Below are 17,351 nucleotides of genomic sequence, written 5' to 3'. Positions count from 1 at the left end.
TTTCTCGAGGCGGGTCCAGAAAAAGCAACATGCGCATTTTATTTTCCCTCATCTGTTTTAAGATGCGAAACATGAAATTCAACGGAGGAAAAATAAATGGGAATGATTGGCTATTTTGCGGAAATCGACTCAGAAAAGATTAACCAACTGCTTGAGTCAGCTGAAAAACCTTTAATGGACAATATTCATGACACGCTTTCAGGATTACGCCGACTGGATATTGATAAACGCTGGGATTTTTTACATTTTGGCCTGACAGGCACCTCTGCGTTCGATCCAGCGAAGAATGATCCGTTGAGTCGTGCCGTGCTTGGTGAACACAGCCTCGAAGATGGCATAGATGGTTTCCTGGGGTTGACCTGGAATCAGGAGTTAGCTGCGACAATCGACCGCCTGGAAGCTCTTGACCGAAATGTGCTGCGTAAACAGTTTTCCATTCAGCGACTCAATGAAATGGAGATTTATCCGGGAGTAACCTTTTCAGAAGAGTTAGAGGGGCAACTCTTTGCATCCATCATGCTTGATATGGAAAAATTAATTAGCGCTTATCGGCGTATACTGCGACAGGGGAATCATGCGCTGACGGTTATTGTTGGGTGATGGGGTCAGGGCACCAAAAAAAAACCGCCGAACATGTCGGCGGCTTTCTGAATTACGAACTGACAGCTTACATCAGCGGCATGGCTAACCGCACAATGCTAATCAGCGGTTGTGGCCATACACCCAGCACCAGTACCAACAGTGCAGAGATCAGCACCACGATACCGCCCGCGCTGTACTGCCAGTTTGACGGCGCATCACGACCCGGTTGTTCCGGGGCGTGAAGATACAGGCTCACCGCCACGCGCAGGTAGTAGTAGAGGCCGATTGCCGAACCGACAACCACGGCGCCCACCAGCCACCACAAGTGTGCCTGAACACCGACTGCCAGCACGTAGAACTTACCGATAAAGCCCAGCGTCATCGGAATACCGGCCAGAGACAGCATCATCACCGTCATCACTGCCGCGAGGATCGGACGATGCCAGAACAGACCGCGGTAAGAGAACAGGGAATCAGCATCCGGGCCACGATACGGGCTGGACATCAGGCTGACCACGCCGAACGCGCCGAGGCTGCTGAACAGATAACCGGCCAGGTAAACCCCTACCGCTTCCATCGACATCTCGCCCGTTTGCAGCGCAATCAGCGCCACCAGCAGATAGCCGAGGTGAGAGATAGATGAGTAACCGAGCAGACGTTTGATATTGGTCTGGCTCAGCGCCATCAGGTTACCGAAGATGATGGAGGCAAAGGCGATAATCGCCAGCACCACCCGAATCGCTTCGCTGTCACCCACCGGTGCGTAGAGGAACAGACGCATCACCACACCGAAGATAGCGATTTTGCTCGCCGTCGCCAGGAAAGTGGAAACCGGCGCAGGCGCGCCCTGGTATACGTCTGGCGTCCACAGGTGGAACGGCACCAGAGAGAGTTTGAAGCCGAGGCCAACAATCATCAGGCCGAAACCTGCCAGCAACAGCGGCTCGTTGAGCATACCGTCGCCGAGGTTTTTACCCAGCGCGACAAACGACAGGTCGCCAGACTGCGCATACACCAGCGCCATACCGAACAGCAGGAAAGAAGACGCTGCGGCAGAGAGAATGGTGTATTTGATACTGGCTTCCAGCGAACGTTTCTGGCGGAAAGCGTAACCGACCAGGCCAAACAGCGGCAAAGAGATCAGTTCGATACCGAGGAACAGAGACGCCAGATGGTTGGCATTCGCCAGCAGGATCCCGCCCAGGGCGGCAATTAACACCAACAGGTAGAACTCGTCCTTGTTGTCGTTATAGCCTTCAAGCCACGGGTAGGCGAAAGTACAGGTGGCGAGGCTCGCCAACAATACCAGCCCGGTGTAAAGCATGGCGAAACCATCAACGCGCATCAGCGGCGTAACGTCCATAGCGCCCGCCTGGCCGACAAACCAGAGCGAAACCAGCGCCGCGTTAAGCCCAATAACCGAGAGCGTAGCGTTGAGGAAATGATTGCGTCGCCACGCAATGGAGAGCATCACAACCACCACCGTCAAGCCGACGATCAGCAACGGTAGCAGTGCGATCAGGTTTTGTGGAGTTATTGTCATGGCGATTTACGGCCTTGTAGTAGTAACGGAATTAACAAACCACTGCTGGATATTGCCAATCGCGGAGTGCGAGGTATCCAGAATCGGCTGCGGATAGAAGCCCAGCAGTACCAGCAGCACCACCAGCAACAGGATCATAAACAGCTCACGCAGCGACATCCCTGGCAGTTCCTGGCTGGCAATCTGGCTTTTCGCTTTACCGAAGTAAGCGCGATGCAACATCGCCAGCGAATAAACAGATGCAAAGACCAGCCCAAAGGTAGAGATAACGGTAATCACCGGGACAACCTGGAAGCTGCCGAACAGAATCATAAATTCGCCGACGAAGTTACCGGTGCCTGGCATCCCAAGCGTTGCCACCGCAAAGAACAGCGACAGTGCTGGCAGCCATTTCATCTTGCTCCACAGACCGCCCATCATGCGCATGTCGCGGGTATGGATACGTTCATAAAGCTGACCACAAAGAATAAACAGACCCGCCGCTGACAAGCCGTGCGCAATCATCTGGATTACCGCGCCCTGGTAGGCCAACTGGCTGCCGGTATAGATAGCAATCAGCACGAAGCCCATGTGGGAAACCGAGGTGTAGGCGATCAGACGTTTGATATCGGTCTGGGCGAAGGCCATCCACGCACCGTAGAAGATGCCGATAACACCCAGCCACATAGCGATTGGCGCGAACTCTGCCGACGCGTTCGGGAACAGCGGCAGGGAGAAACGCAGCAGACCGTAAGCAGCGGTTTTCAGCAAGATCCCCGCGAGGTCCACGGAACCGGCGGTCGGAGCCTGTGAGTGCGCATCCGGCAGCCAGCCATGCAGCGGTACCACCGGCATTTTCACCGCAAACGCGATGAAGAAGCCCAGCATCAACAGATATTCCACACCACTGGACATTGGCGTATTCAACAGCTCTTCATAGTTGAAGGTCCAGACGCCAGTCGCATTGTAGTGAACAAATACCAGCGCCAGGATGGCGATCAACATCACCAGACCACTCGCCTGGGTGTAAATGAAGAACTTGGTTGCCGCCGTGATACGCGTTTTACCGTCAGAGGCTTTATGCCCCCACAGTGCGATCAGGAAGTACATCGGCACCAGCATCATTTCCCAGAAGAAGAAGAACAGGAACATGTCGATGGCAAGGAACACGCCGATAACGCCGCCCAGGATCCACATCAGGTTGAGGTGGAAGAAGCCCTGGTATTTTTCGATCTCTTTCCACGAACAGAGTACCGCCAGCACACCGAGCAGACCGGTCAGCACGACCATCAGCAGCGATAGCCCGTCAATGGCGAGATGGATAGAGATACCAAAACGCGGGATCCACGGCATGTCGAATTCAGACTGCCACTGCGGAATTCCGGCGGATTGCGTCAGTGAATAACCGCCCTGCAACCACAGTTGCAGCGACAGCGCCAGCGTCAATCCCATGGTGATCAGCGCGATCCAGCGCGGCACCTTGACGCCAAAGCGTTCGGTCTGCCAGCACAGGAAGCCGCCGATAAAGGGAATTAATATTAGCCAGGGTAGTAACATGGCGATCTTTATTCCTTGTAAAAGTCCCGTCAGGACCGGATTTTCAACGAATTCTCACGACAGAAAATTCTCTTCGGACTGGGGGTAGTGTCGGATGCACCGCGAATGCGGCTTATCCGACCTACGTTCTTATATGCCCAGGGGCAATCCCACAATCCTTAACTCAACGCAGTACCATCAACAGTGCCAGCACCACGACCGCACCGATGCTCATGGATGCCACATACCAGCGCAGATAACCGTTCTCGCTTAACAGCAGACCTTTACCTGCAAAGCGGGAAAGGACAGCCGGGATGTTCATCATTGAGTTCAGCGGATCGCGTTTCAGCAACCAGGCAATACCCAGGAACGGCTTGACGAACACTTTGTCGTACAGCCAGTCAAAGCCCCAGGCGTTGTACCACCAGGTGCCCAGCAGACGGCCCGGCGCACTGTTGGCGATGGAGGTCACCAGAGTACGTTTACCCAGCCACAGCCAGGCAGCCAGCAGAATGCCGACCACCGCGACCACGCCAGAAGTAATTTCCAGGGTCAACATGCTGCCGTGCGCCAGCTCCGTCGTTTGCGGAAGCACGCCCTGCAGCGGCGGTACAATCAGTGCGCCAACGAAGGTGGAAAGGATCAGCAGCACAATCAGCGGCAGGCTGTGAGTTACCCCTTTCACGGCGTGAGCGTGAATTTGTTCTTTTCCGTGGAAGACGATGAAAATCATACGGAAGGTGTAAAGCGAGGTCATAAACGCACCGACCAGACCTGCCACCATCAGATTGATATGTCCATTCGCCATCGCACCCGCGAGGATCTCATCCTTACTGAAGAAGCCCGCAGTGACCAGCGGCAGTGCCGACAGTGCTGCGCCGCCCACCAGGAAGCAGAGATAAACCAGCGGAATAGATTTACGCAGACCGCCCATCTTGAAGATGTTCTGTTCGTGATGGCAGGCCAGAATGACGGAACCGGATGCCAGGAACAGCAGCGCTTTAAAGAACGCGTGAGTCATCAAGTGGAAAATCGCCGCATCCCATGCCTGCACGCCAAGCGCGAGGAACATGTAGCCAATCTGGCTCATGGTAGAGTAAGCGAGAACACGTTTGATATCGGTCTGTACCAGCGCGGCAAAACCGGCCAGCAGCAGCGTAACCGCCCCAACAATGCCCACCAGATGCAGAACTTCCGGCGTCATCAGGAACAGGCCGTGGGTACGGGCGATCAGGTAGACACCCGCGGTTACCATCGTTGCGGCGTGGATCAGCGCGGAGACAGGCGTCGGGCCCGCCATCGCGTCGGCAAGCCATGTCTGCAACGGCAACTGCGCAGATTTACCGACCGCACCGCCCAGCAGCATCAGCGTCGCCCACATCAGCATGTTATTGCCATCAGCAAAGTGCGCTGGTGCCAGTTCCACCATTTCGCGGAAGTTCAGGGTGCCCAGTTCGTTGTAGAGAATGAACAGCGCGAAAGCGAGGAACACGTCACCCACACGGGTCACGACGAACGCTTTCATTGCCGCTGCGCCATTCTTCGGATCGGTGTAATAGAACCCGATCAGCAGATAGGAGCACAGGCCCACGCCTTCCCAGCCGAGGTACATCAGCAGCAGGTTGTCGGCAAGAACCAGAACTACCATGCTGGCGATGAACAGGTTGGTGTAAGCGAAGAAGCGAGAGTAGCCCTCTTCACCGCGCATATACCAGGAGGCGTACATGTGAATAAGGAAACCCACACCAGTGACCACCGAGAGCATGGTCAGCGACAGGCCGTCCAGCACCAGGTTAAAACCGATGTTAAAGTCGCCTACCGACATCCACGTCCACAGCGGCTGGCTGTATGCCTGCTCACCGTTAGCGAAGAAGTCAACGCCGATAAAGGCAGTTACCAGCGCCGCCAGGCCCACAGAGCCAACGCCCACGATCGCCGAGACGTTTTCAGACCAGCGCCCACGGGAGAACGCCAGCAGGACAAAGCCAATCAATGGCAAAATAATGGTTAAGGCAAGCATGTTCATCCGCGCATCTCACTTACTGAATCGATGTTCAGGTTCTGGCGACGACGGTGAAGTTGCAGCAGCAGCGCAAGGCCGATACTTGCTTCTGCCGCCGCGAGGCTGATGGCGAGAATGTACATCACCTGACCGTCGGTCTGGCCCCAGTAGCTTCCGGCGACCACAAAGGCCAGCGCGGAGGCGTTAATCATGATTTCCAGACCAATCAGCATAAACAGCAGATTGCGACGGATAACCAGACCGGTTAAGCCAAGAACGAATAAGATTGCCGCGAGGATCAGTCCATGTTGTAAGGGGATCATGCGTGCTCCTCCGTTTTTCTTTTCGCGCTGTCGTCTTTACGATTGCTCAGCACTTCACCCGCACGCTCTTCACGACCAACGTGGAAGGCCACAACCAGACCCGCGAGCAGCAGCATAGAAGCCAGTTCCACCGCCAGTACGTAAGGCCCGAACAGCGTAATACCCACTGCTTTAGCACTGATTGGCGTACCGTCGATACCCTGATCATTAACACCAAGGATGGCGTAAACAATCACCACCAGCATGATGGCCGACAAAATCGCCGGACCAATCCACACCTGCGGTTTCAGCCACTGGCGTTCCTGTTCGATTTCTGAACCGCCCAGGTTGAGCATCATCACCACGAACACGAACAGCACCATAATGGCACCCGCGTAGACGATAATTTCCAGCGCACCGGCGAAGTAAGCGCCCAGTGAGAAGAACACCCCAGAAATCGCCAGCAGCGAAATAATCAGGTACAGCAGTGCGTGTACCGGATTGGTATGGGTGATCACTCGCAAGGTCGCAAGTATGGCTATCAGGCCACAGATATAAAAAGCGAACTCCATTGCCCCTCTCCTTACGGTAACAGGCTCTTGACGTCGATAGGCTTGGCTTCGTTCTCTGCTTCACCCTTATCTTTGCCGTCGATTGCCATACCTGCCATCCGGTAGAAGTTATATTCCGGGTATTTGCCCGGACCGGAGATCAGCAGATCCTCTTTTTCGTAAACCAGATCCTGGCGCTTGTATTCCCCCATTTCGAAATCCGGGGTTAACTGAATCGCCGTGGTCGGACAGGCTTCTTCGCACAGACCACAGAAAATGCAGCGTGAGAAGTTGATGCGGAAAAATTCCGGATACCAGCGACCGTCTTTGGTTTCTGCCTTTTGCAGCGAGATACAGCCGACCGGGCAGGCTACCGCACAGAGGTTACAGGCTACGCAACGCTCTTCGCCGTCCGGGTCGCGGGTCAGAACGATACGACCACGATAACGGGGCGGCAGATAGACCGGCTCTTCCGGGTACATTCGCGTTTCGCGTTTGGCGAACGCGTGCAGGCCGATCATCCAGATACTACGAACCTGAGTGCCGAAACCTACTAACAATTCTTTTAAGGTCATGGTCTTATTGCCCCTTATTGCGCCTGCCAGAGAATGACAGCCGCCGTTACCAGCAAGTTGATCAGCGTCAGCGGCAGGCAGATTTTCCAGCCGAAGGACATTACCTGGTCATAACGCGGACGCGGTAACGACGCACGAATCAAAATGAACATCATCATAAAGAACGCGGTTTTCAGCGCGAACCAGATGAATGGCGGTAACAACGGGCCTTGCCAGCCACCGAAGAACAGCGTCACCATCAATGCAGAGATGGTCACAATCCCGATGTATTCGCCCACGAAGAACAGACCGAACTTCATACCGGAATATTCAATGTGGTAACCATCCGCCAGTTCCTGCTCGGCTTCCGGCTGGTCAAACGGGTGACGGTGACACACCGCCACGCCCGCGATGGCAAAGGTAATAAAACCAAAGAATTGCGGGATGACGTTCCACACGTGCGCCTGGCTGTTGACGATGTCGGTCATGTTGAATGAACCGGCCTGCGCCACCACGCCCATCAGGGAAAGCCCGAGGAACACTTCGTAGCTCAGGGTCTGCGCAGAAGCACGCATCGCCCCCAGCAACGAGTATTTGTTGTTACTTGACCAGCCCGCAAACAGCACCGCGTAGACCGCCAGACCGGCCATCATCAGGAAGAACAAAATCCCGATGTTCAGGTCGGCAACCACCCAACCTGGGCTGACTGGCACAATCGCAAAGGCCAGCAGCAGCGAGGTAAAGGCAATCATCGGTGCCAGGGTAAAGATGACGCGATCCGAGAATTTCGGGATCCAGTCTTCTTTAAAGAACATCTTGATCATGTCCGCGACCAGCTGGAGCGAACCGCCCCAGCCAACACGGTTAGGTCCGTAACGGTTCTGGAACAGACCCAGCAGGCGACGTTCGCCAAAGCTCATGAATGCCCCACAGGTGACTACCACCAGCAGGATCACCACCGCTTTGAGGATGGTCAGCAGGATCTCAATCAGTTCCGGTGATATCCAACTCATTGTTGTGCCTCCTTGAGATCCTCAAGATGCGCGCCAGCCAGCACCGGAGCAATACCGGACATGCCCATCGGCAAGCCCACCTGCCCTGCCGTCAGTCCTTCGGCGATTTCAACCGGCAGCGTGACCGTGTTGCCATCGTAACTAAAGGAGACGCGTGTACCTGCGTTCACACCCAACTTCGCGGCATCCGCTGGGTTGAGTTTGATGTACGGCTGCGGCATACGGCTCTGGAAGACCGGAGCACGCTGTGACAATTCATCGCTGCCAAACAGGTGGTAATACGGCGCGATACGCCATTTCCCGTCCTGCGGCTGGAAGCGTGCCGGTACGCTGGTGAAGTAATCCAGACCATTTTCGCTGGTTTCAAACAGACGCACGCCCGGATCGCCAAAGCGCAGTTTGCCGCCCACTTCGTCCTGGAATTTGTTCCACGCCTGCGGGGAGTTCCAGCCCGGTGCCCAGGCAAACGGCACTTGCGAACGGTGCGCGGTCGGCTGGTTGTTACCTTCCATCGAGAAGGTGAACATGGTGTCAATATCCTGCGGCTGACGCGGCTCATGAACGCTGATATTGGCGCGCATGGCGGTACGACCGCTGTAACGGTGCGGCTCACGGGCCAGTTTCTGCCCACGAATACGGAATGTCGCATCCGGCGCAGCATCTTTGATACCCGCCAGTTCCGGGATTTTCGCCACAACAGCGTCAATCACATGGTCGAGCTGCGTCCAGTCCACTTCACGGCTCAGCAGGGTGCTATGCAGCGAGTGCAGCCAGCGCCAGCTTTCCAGCATGACAGTTTTGCTGTCGTAATAAGCCGGATCGTAAACCTGGAAGAAACGTTGGGCACGGCCTTCGTTGTTAATCACCGTACCGTCGCTTTCAGCAAAGCTGGCAGCAGAAAGTACCAGATGGGCGTTTTCCATAATCGCTGTGCGTTGATGGTCAACCACCATCACCAGCGGCGCTTTAGCCAGCGCAGCATTCACGCGGGTAGCAGAAGCGTGACGATGCAGATCGTTTTCCAACACCACCACCGCGTCGGCGCGTCCGGTTTCCAGTTCGGTTAACGCTTCTTCAAGCGAACCGCCACCCATAATGCCCAGCCCCATGCTGTTGACGGAACGGGCAATCATGGTGATACCAACGTCAGCGCCGCGACCTTTCAGGGCTTTCGCCACGTTAGCCGCCGCCTGAATCACTTCAGCGCTACCAGCGTTCGTCCCGGAGATAATCAACGGTTTCTTCGCACCAGCCAGTGCCTGCACGATGACGTCGATTTTGCTTTGCAGCTCAGGTTCGATACCGTCAACCGCTGGCGCGGAGTTATCCAGCGCATGGGCGATGGCAAAACCTAAACGCGCCTGATCTTCAACCGGTGCGCGGTAAGTCCACGCCGCGATATCATCCAGACGGGTGTCATCAACGTTGGTAACAAACAGCGGATGCTTAGCACGTTGACCGATGTTGAGGATTGCCGCAATCTGCCAGTCAGCCACTTTCTGTGCTGCCGCCATTTCGCGCGCTTTACCTTTTACCGCCTGACGAACTGCCAGCGCGACGCGCGCGCCGGTCTGGGTAACGTCTTCGCCCAGCACCAGTACCGCATCGTAAGATTCGATTTCGCGCAGTGCCGGCGTATAAATGCCGCCTTCACGCAGCACTTTCAGCGCCAGTTGCAGACGTTCCTGCTCACCGTGAGCGATACCGGTGTAGAAGTTTTCTTCGCCCACCAGCTCACGCAGCGCAAAGTTGCTTTCCACGCTGGCACGCGGAGAACCAATACCGATCACTTTCTTCGACTGACGCAGAATATCTGCTGCGCCCTGCATTGCCTGTTCGGCGTTGAGGGTAATGAAATCATCGCCACGACGCTGTACTGGCTGACGCGGACGATCTTTCAGGTTCACGTAACCGTAACCGAAACGACCACGGTCGCAGAGGAAGTAGTGGTTTACTGTACCGTTGTAACGGTTTTCGATTCGACGCAGTTCGCCATAACGCTCGCCGGGGCTGATGTTACAGCCGATGGAACATTGCTGGCAGATGCTCGGCGCAAACTGCATATCCCATTTACGGTTGTAACGCTCGGAGTGCGTTTTGTCGGTGAATACGCCGGTCGGGCAAATTTCGACCAGGTTACCGGAAAATTCGCTTTCCAGCGTGCCGTCTTCCGGGCGACCGAAGTAGACGTTGTCGTGCGCACCGTAAACGCCCAGGTCCGTGCCGTCAGCGTAATCTTTGTAGTAACGCACGCAGCGGTAGCAGGCGATGCAGCGGTTCATTTCGTGAGAGATGAACGGCCCCAAATCCTGATTACGGTGGGTACGTTTGGTGAAACGGTAGCGACGGAAGCTGTGTCCGGTCATCACGGTCATATCCTGAAGATGACAGTTACCGCCTTCTTCACATACCGGACAATCGTGCGGGTGGTTGGTCATTAACCACTCGACCACACTTTCACGGAACTGTTTCGCTTCTTCGTCGTCAATGGAAATAAAGGTGCCATCGGAAGCCGGTGTCATACAGGACATCACCAGGCGACCACGCGTGTCTTCCGCGTTTTGGTATTGCTTCACCGCACACTGGCGGCAAGCACCGACGCTTCCCAGCGCCGGATGCCAGCAAAAGTAAGGAATATCAAGGCCCAGAGACAGACAAGCTTCCAGCAGGTTGTCCGCTCCGTTAACCTCGTATTCTTTGCCGTCTACATGAATTGTAGCCATTAGCATGCTTCCAGTTTTCTCAGTCAGAGACTGAGCGTTAATCGAAATTCGGTTACCAGCGCTCTTTCAGCAGGTTCGGCTGAATCCCATTAATCAAATGGGTATTGCTGAACGGCTGTTTAATTCCCGCTTCAAATTCTTCGCGGAAATATTTGATGGCGCTCTGTAACGGCTCCACTGCACCAGGTGCGTGGGCACAGAAAGTTTTACCCGGACCTAAGAATCGACACAGTTGCTCAAGTGTTTCGATATCGCCCGGCTGACCTTCGCCACGCTCCAGCGCGCGCAGAATTTTCACGCTCCACGGCAGACCGTCGCGGCACGGCGTACACCAGCCGCAGGACTCACGGGCGAAAAACTCTTCCAGGTTACGCACCAGCGACACCATGTTGATCTCGTGGTCAACAGCCATCGCCAGCGCCGTACCCAGACGGCTTCCCGCTTTACCGATACTTTCGAATTCCATCGGCAGGTCAAGGTGCGCTTCGGTCAGGAAGTCGGTGCCCGCGCCGCCTGGCTGCCAGGCTTTGAATTTCAGACCGTCACGCATACCACCGGCGTAATCTTCGAGGATCTCGCGTGCGGTGGTGCCAAACGGCAGTTCCCACAGACCCGGATTTTTCACCCGACCGGAGAAGCCCATCAGCTTGGTGCCAGCATCTTTACTTTTCGAGATGTTCTGATACCACTCCACGCCGTTAGCAAGGATCGCCGGAACGTTACACAGGGTTTCGACGTTATTGACACAGGTCGGTTTGCCCCATGCACCGGAGGTTGCCGGGAATGGAGGCTTCGAGCGTGGGTTAGCGCGACGCCCTTCCAGGGAGTTGATTAACGCTGTTTCTTCACCGCAGATGTAGCGCCCTGCCCCGGTATGGACGAACAATTCGAAGTCGAAACCTGTTCCCATAATGTTTTTGCCAAGCAGACCCGCTTCGGTGGCTTCGGCAATGGCACGGCGCAGATTCACTGCCGCTTCAATATATTCGCCGCGCAGGAAGATGTAGCCACGGTAAGCTTTCAGCGCAAACGCGGAGATAAGCATACCTTCCACCAGCAGGTGCGGCAGTTGCTCCATCAGCAGGCGGTCTTTATAGGTGCCCGGCTCCATTTCATCAGCGTTACACAGCAGGTAACGGATGTTCATGGATTCGTCTTTCGGCATCAGGCTCCACTTCAGGCCCGTCGAGAAGCCTGCGCCGCCGCGCCCTTTCAGGCCAGCATCTTTCACCTGGTTGACGATCTCGTCAGGCGACAGCCCGGTCAGCGCTTTACGTGCCCCTTCGTAACCGTTTTTGCTGCGGTATTCGTCCAGCCACACTGGCTGTTTGTCATCGCGCAGACGCCAGGTCAGCGGATGCGTTTCGGGAGTACGGATAATGTTTTTCATTTATACCGCTCCAGCAGTTCAGGGATCGCTTCCGGGGTCAGATGTGCGTGAGTATCCTCATCGATCATCATGTTTGGCCCTTTATCACAGTTCCCCAGGCAGCAAGTTGGCAGCAGCGTAAAGCGACCGTCAAATGTCGTTTGTCCTGGTTTGATGTTCAGCTTTTTCTCGAGCGCCGCCTGGATGCCCTGGTAACCGTTGATATGACAGACCACGCTGTCGCAATAACGGATCACATGGCGGCCAACCGGCTGGCGGAAGATCTGGCTATAAAACGTTGCCACACCTTCGACGTCGCTCGCCGGAATACCCAGCACATCGGCGATCGCGTGGATCGCGCCATCCGGCACCCAGCCACGCTGCTTCTGAACGATTTTCAGCGCTTCAATGGACGCCGCACGCGGGTCTTCGTAGTGGTGCATCTCGTGCTCAATCGCTTCACGCTCTGCCGCACTCAGCTCAAAAGCCTCGGTTTGTGGTTGTTGATTCTCGTGCATAATTAGCGGTCCACATCTGACATAACAAAATCGATACTGCCCAGATAAACAATCAGGTCAGACACCAGGCTGCCGCGGATCGCCGCCGGAATTTGCTGCAAATGCGCATAACTCGGCGTACGGATACGGGTGCGATAACTCATGGTGCTACCGTCGCTGGTCAGGTAGTAACTGTTGATCCCCTTGGTCGCCTCAATCATCTGGAAAGATTCATTGGCTGGCATCACCGGACCCCACGACACTTGCAGGAAGTGGGTGATCAGGGTTTCGATATGTTGCAACGTGCGCTCTTTCGGCGGCGGCGTGGTCAGCGGGTGATCCGCTTTGAACGGGCCTTCCGGCATGTTGTTGAGGCACTGCTCAAGAATGCGCAGACTCTGGCGCAGCTCTTCCACTTTCAGCATTACGCGGGTGTAGCAGTCAGAAACACCACCACCCACCGGGATTTCAAAGTCGAAGTTTTCATAGCCAGAATACGGACGCGCCTTACGCACGTCGAAGTCGATCCCGGTAGCACGCAGGCCCGCGCCAGTGGTGCCCCACTCCAGTGCCTCTTTCGCGCCATAGGCGGCAACGCCCTGGGAACGACCTTTCAGAATGGTATTTTGCAGCGCCGCTTTCTCGTAAGACGCCAGACGTTTCGGCATCCAGTCGAGGAACTCACGCAGCAGGCGATCCCAGCCGCGCGGCAGGTCGTGCGCTACGCCGCCAATACGGAACCACGCCGGGTGCATACGAAAACCCGTGATTGCTTCCACCAGATCGTAAATTTTCTGACGATCGGTAAAGGCGAAGAACACTGGCGTCATCGCGCCGACGTCCTGAATAAAGGTGGAGATATACAGCAGATGGCTGTTGATGCGGAACAGCTCAGAAAGCATTACGCGAATGACGTTAACGCGATCCGGCACGGTGATCCCGGCCAGTTTCTCTACCGCCAGCACGTAAGGCATTTCGTTAACGCAGCCGCCGAGGTATTCGATACGGTCGGTATACGGAATGTAGCTATGCCAGGACTGGCGTTCGCCCATTTTCTCCGCACCACGGTGGTGGTAGCCGATGTCTGGTACGCAGTCGACAATCTCTTCGCCATCGAGCTGCAAAACGATACGGAAAGCACCGTGCGCAGACGGGTGGTTCGGACCGAGGTTGAGGAACATGAAGTCCTCGTTTTCGGTGCCGCGCTTCATCCCCCACTCTTCCGGTTTGAAGGTCAGGGCTTCCATTTCCAGATCCTGTTTGGCTTTGGTCAGCTCAAACGGCGAGAATTCGGTAGCGCGTGCCGGGTAATCTTTACGCAGCGGATGACCTTTCCAGGTTTGCGGCATCATGATGCGGCGCAAATTAGGATGACCGTCGAAAGTAATGCCAAACAGATCCCAGGTCTCACGCTCATACCAGTTAGCGTTCGGGAACAGTTTGGTGAAGGTCGGTACGTGCAGGTCGTTTTCTGCCAGCGCCACCTTCAGCATGATGTCGCGGTTACGATCGATAGAAATCAGATGGTAGAAAACGGAAAAATCCGCGGCAGGTAACCCTTCGCGGTGTGTGCGCAGACGTTCGTCCATGCCGTGTAAGTCAAACAGCATGACGTAAGGTTTCGGCAGTTTCTTTAAGAAATCGCCAACTTCCAGTAATTGTTCACGCTTGATCCACACAACGGGAACCCCGGTGCGAGTCGCCTGAACAGTAAAGGCATCCGGCCCAAAACGGTTGCGCAGTTCGCCAATCACCGGATCATCAAGATGATCGCGGGTCTGCCAGGCGGGTTCTTGCGCGGTTAAGTCGGTCATATTGTTCACCATTGCAAATGGTCCGTGGTGACTGTCGGCGCAGTAAGCTTCGCGAAATAGATTTAGGAATAAGCGAAGAAAAATCCCTTTGCCGACAGGCGCAAATTAAATCTCGTCAGGTGTACGCAGGTTGGTTACGGCAATGCGTTCACCGCGCTTGCGTTCGCGCTCTGATTGCATATTGGCGCGATAAACGCCCTGATCGCCAACCACCCAGGAGAGCGGACGACGTTCTTTGCCGATAGATTCCTGCAACAGCATCAGTGCCTGCATGTACGCTTCAGGACGCGGCGGGCAGCCCGGGATATACACATCAACCGGGATGAATTTATCAACGCCCTGCACAACGGAATAAATATCGTACATACCGCCAGAGTTGGCACAGGCACCCATTGAGATAACCCATTTGGGTTCCAGCATCTGGTCATACAGACGCTGAATAACCGGTGCCATTTTGGTAAAGCAGGTTCCTGCCACCACCATCAGGTCAGCCTGACGCGGCGAAGCACGCAATACTTCTGCGCCAAAACGCGCCACGTCATGCACCGCGGTAAACGAAGTCACCATCTCAACGTAACAGCAGGAAAGACCGAAGTTATACGGCCAAATTGAGTTTTTACGACCCCAGTTAACCATGTCATTGAGCTTGCCCATAAACACGTTTTTGTTAACTTCTTGCTCCAGAGGGTCGGTTACGATCTCCTGCTTTTGCAGGGGGTAACGGTCGTTCTCACCGTTGGGATCTATGCGGGTGAGCGTATAATCCATCTTAATGCCTCGCGGTTAGCGTTGACGATTAGCGATACTGTTCGTTTCCGGGTTCATACGCTCGCGGCGTGAACGCGCGGGCGTCCAGTCCAGCGCGCCAATACGCACCAGATAAACCAGACCTGCCAGTAACACAAAAATAAAAATTGCAGCTTCCACAAAGCCTACCCAGCCGCTTTCGCGGATAGAGGTTGACCATGCGAACAGATACAGCGCTTCAACGTCGAAGATAACGAAGAACATGGCCACCAGATAAAACTTGGCGGACAGGCGTAAGCGGGCGGAGCCGACCGAGTCGATACCGGATTCAAACGGAACGTTTTTCGACCTTGCGCGTGCGCGACCGCCTAAAAACCAACCGCCTACCAGCATCAGGCAACACAGGCCAATGGCAACGATAAGAAAGATAGCGAATGCCCAGTGATGAGCGATGACTTCAGTGGATGTTGACATACTCATTGCTTACTCATCAAAAGTAGCGCCAGATTCACTGCTCTTCACGGCAGATGGACGCCACATCGATTCATGGGGAGGAATAAAAAAAACCTTACAATCACTGTAGAAATTCTTTTATACAGCTAATTGATGTGGTCTTTTACTCCTTTCTATAACCTTTTGTCAACTTTAACAAAAGTTTCTTCACATTAGTTTACATAATATCAACACCATTAGCATTTAATGCCCTTTCACCCCAGATCCTTGACGACTCCAGGATAATTAGATGTTGTTGAATCGTGTCCGTTGTGAAGCAATGGAAAAAATACGGGTCTATTTTGACAGGAATTTGTGTCGATTCCTCCCCCCAAAAGAGAGTATTTTCTTGATCTGTGACACGCTTTTGTCATTCCATAACAAAAACGCAGCAACAAATTTACGTATTTTTTAACATCATTGTAGCAGGTGATTTTTTTCAGGCGATTATTTGTGCGTTCGGGACGTGAATCTCTGGTGATTGAAAAACGAACAGTTTTGTACGTTCTGCACGATACGAGGAAGGCTTTTTACTAAAAAAAAGCCGCTGGGGTTTAAAACACCCCCAGCGGCTCGTTTTTACACTATTGTCTCAGAAATTATCTATGGTCCGTCGATTACTCGATATCCCTTTCAATCAACAATGAGTCATCGCCTTCCGGAGCAGACATTGGGCTGTATTGCCACGGATTATGGTAGCTCTCCATCGCCTGATAGATCACCTGGGCCAGCTCATTATTACTGGACGGGTCATAGCACAGCAAATATTCGGTATCGGGTAGCGGCGGTAAGCCATCTACTCCACTCAGCACACGCAGGTCCGGACTCATCATCTCGACCGGCCTTGCCGTCACGCCAAGACCGGCTTTTACTGCCGCACGAACTGCCGGAAGCGTCGAGGCGACATAAGCCAGTCGCCAGGGAATATCTGCTTTATTAAGCGTCGCCAGCACCATATCGCGAAACGGGCTAGGATCATCCAGCAATACAAGAGGGATCGGCTCGCCTTTTTGCAATACGTATTCCGCTGCGCAGTACCAGTGTGTTGGCGAGGTACGCAGGTTCAATGCCTTAAACGTTGAAGGACGATGGGTGGTTACCATCAAATCCACTTCCTGGGATTCCAGCATTTCTGCCATATAGGCATTACGTTTAACGCGGACATCCAGCGCTAGTTTCGGATAAACCGAACTCACGCGATTTAACAGGAAAGGTAAGATCGTATCGGCAGATTCATCTGAAGCACCGATAGTTAACACGCCCTGAAGATTACTGAACATTAATGATGAGCAGGCCTCATCATTAAAACGCAGAATTTTTCTGGCGTAACCAAGAAGTTGAATGCCATGTTCAGTTAACAGTTTGTTGCGACCGTGACGAGCGAACAGCTCTTTCCCAACGAGTTGTTCCAGACGCTGCATTTGCTGACTTACGGCGGACTGAGTACGACACACAGCGGCAGCTGCGGCAGCAAAAGTGTTCAGATCGGCAACAGCAACAAATGTTCTCAGCAGATCGAGGTCGAGGTTAATTATCGGACGATTTGCACTTATCATATATTATCACTTACTGGCGGCTCATACTGAGCTGGTTAATGCTGTGCACACACAAACAAGCAATTCCATTTGTAATGTGCCTCCCTGGCAG

Annotated in this window: 15 protein-coding genes; 1 reads left to right on the top strand and 14 read right to left on the bottom strand. The window is 54.3% G+C overall.

The window, feature by feature from the left end; genetic code table 11:
- Positions 1-96: 96 nt before the first annotated feature.
- Positions 97-600, top strand: a complete 504-nt coding sequence (locus ACJHWR_RS10090) for a YfbM family protein (protein ID WP_000525343.1) — start codon at positions 97-99, stop codon at positions 598-600.
- A gap of 67 nt (positions 601-667) precedes the next feature.
- On the opposite strand, the gene nuoN is transcribed toward ACJHWR_RS10090, so the two are convergent.
- From nuoN to lrhA, 14 genes are all read right to left on the bottom strand, one after another.
- Positions 668-2,125: an NADH-quinone oxidoreductase subunit NuoN gene (nuoN, locus tag ACJHWR_RS10085; RefSeq protein ID WP_000156701.1), complete on the bottom strand. Its 1,458-nt coding sequence runs from the start codon at positions 2,123-2,125 to the stop codon at positions 668-670.
- 6 nt (positions 2,126-2,131) lie between these two features.
- Positions 2,132-3,661 carry an NADH-quinone oxidoreductase subunit M gene (gene nuoM / locus ACJHWR_RS10080; protein WP_000926441.1) on the bottom strand — a complete coding sequence of 510 codons (1,530 nt, stop codon included), beginning with the start codon at positions 3,659-3,661 and terminating at the stop codon, positions 2,132-2,134.
- 163 nt (positions 3,662-3,824) lie between these two features.
- On the bottom strand, positions 3,825-5,666 hold the full coding sequence (gene nuoL, locus ACJHWR_RS10075) for an NADH-quinone oxidoreductase subunit L (protein WP_001056618.1): 1,842 nt from the start codon (positions 5,664-5,666) through the stop codon (positions 3,825-3,827).
- Entirely contained in the window at positions 5,663-5,965 is a 303-nt protein-coding gene (nuoK, locus tag ACJHWR_RS10070; RefSeq protein ID WP_000612644.1) for an NADH-quinone oxidoreductase subunit NuoK, read from the bottom strand. The genes nuoL and nuoK overlap by 4 nt, the downstream gene beginning before the upstream one ends.
- Complete coding sequence (gene nuoJ, locus ACJHWR_RS10065) at positions 5,962-6,516, bottom strand: NADH-quinone oxidoreductase subunit J (RefSeq protein WP_000393511.1); 555 nt, start codon at positions 6,514-6,516, stop codon at positions 5,962-5,964. Before nuoJ ends, nuoK begins: the two co-directional genes overlap by 4 nt.
- A gap of 11 nt (positions 6,517-6,527) precedes the next feature.
- Complete coding sequence (gene nuoI / locus ACJHWR_RS10060; protein ID WP_000172749.1) at positions 6,528-7,070, bottom strand: NADH-quinone oxidoreductase subunit NuoI; 543 nt, start codon at positions 7,068-7,070, stop codon at positions 6,528-6,530.
- Positions 7,071-7,084: 14 nt separating this feature from the next.
- On the bottom strand, positions 7,085-8,062 hold the full coding sequence (nuoH, locus tag ACJHWR_RS10055) for an NADH-quinone oxidoreductase subunit NuoH (RefSeq protein ID WP_000118507.1): 978 nt from the start codon (positions 8,060-8,062) through the stop codon (positions 7,085-7,087).
- A complete protein-coding gene (gene nuoG, locus ACJHWR_RS10050) occupies positions 8,059-10,785 on the bottom strand; it encodes an NADH-quinone oxidoreductase subunit NuoG (protein ID WP_001296257.1) in 2,727 nt (908 codons plus the stop codon). Before nuoG ends, nuoH begins: the two co-directional genes overlap by 4 nt.
- Positions 10,786-10,837: 52 nt before the next feature.
- A complete protein-coding gene (gene nuoF, locus ACJHWR_RS10045) occupies positions 10,838-12,175 on the bottom strand; it encodes an NADH-quinone oxidoreductase subunit NuoF (protein ID WP_000789500.1) in 1,338 nt (445 codons plus the stop codon).
- Positions 12,172-12,672 carry an NADH-quinone oxidoreductase subunit NuoE gene (gene nuoE / locus ACJHWR_RS10040; protein WP_000545042.1) on the bottom strand — a complete coding sequence of 167 codons (501 nt, stop codon included), beginning with the start codon at positions 12,670-12,672 and terminating at the stop codon, positions 12,172-12,174. The genes nuoF and nuoE overlap by 4 nt, the downstream gene beginning before the upstream one ends.
- Before the next feature lie 2 nt (positions 12,673-12,674).
- Entirely contained in the window at positions 12,675-14,477 is a 1,803-nt protein-coding gene (nuoC, locus tag ACJHWR_RS10035; protein WP_000247878.1) for an NADH-quinone oxidoreductase subunit C/D, read from the bottom strand.
- A 93-nt stretch (positions 14,478-14,570) separates the two neighbouring features.
- Positions 14,571-15,233, bottom strand: a complete 663-nt coding sequence (gene nuoB / locus ACJHWR_RS10030) for an NADH-quinone oxidoreductase subunit NuoB (protein WP_000386733.1) — start codon at positions 15,231-15,233, stop codon at positions 14,571-14,573.
- 15 nt (positions 15,234-15,248) lie between these two features.
- Complete coding sequence (gene nuoA, locus ACJHWR_RS10025) at positions 15,249-15,692, bottom strand: NADH-quinone oxidoreductase subunit NuoA (protein WP_000062997.1); 444 nt, start codon at positions 15,690-15,692, stop codon at positions 15,249-15,251.
- Positions 15,693-16,321: 629 nt separating this feature from the next.
- Positions 16,322-17,260, bottom strand: a complete 939-nt coding sequence (lrhA, locus tag ACJHWR_RS10020; RefSeq protein WP_000622290.1) for a transcriptional regulator LrhA — start codon at positions 17,258-17,260, stop codon at positions 16,322-16,324.
- Positions 17,261-17,351 lie beyond the last annotated feature (91 nt).

The organism is Escherichia sp. WS568 (assembly GCF_046486085.1).
Classification (GTDB): domain Bacteria; phylum Pseudomonadota; class Gammaproteobacteria; order Enterobacterales; family Enterobacteriaceae; genus Escherichia; species Escherichia coli.
This window is presented reverse-complemented; position numbering and strand designations above follow the sequence as displayed.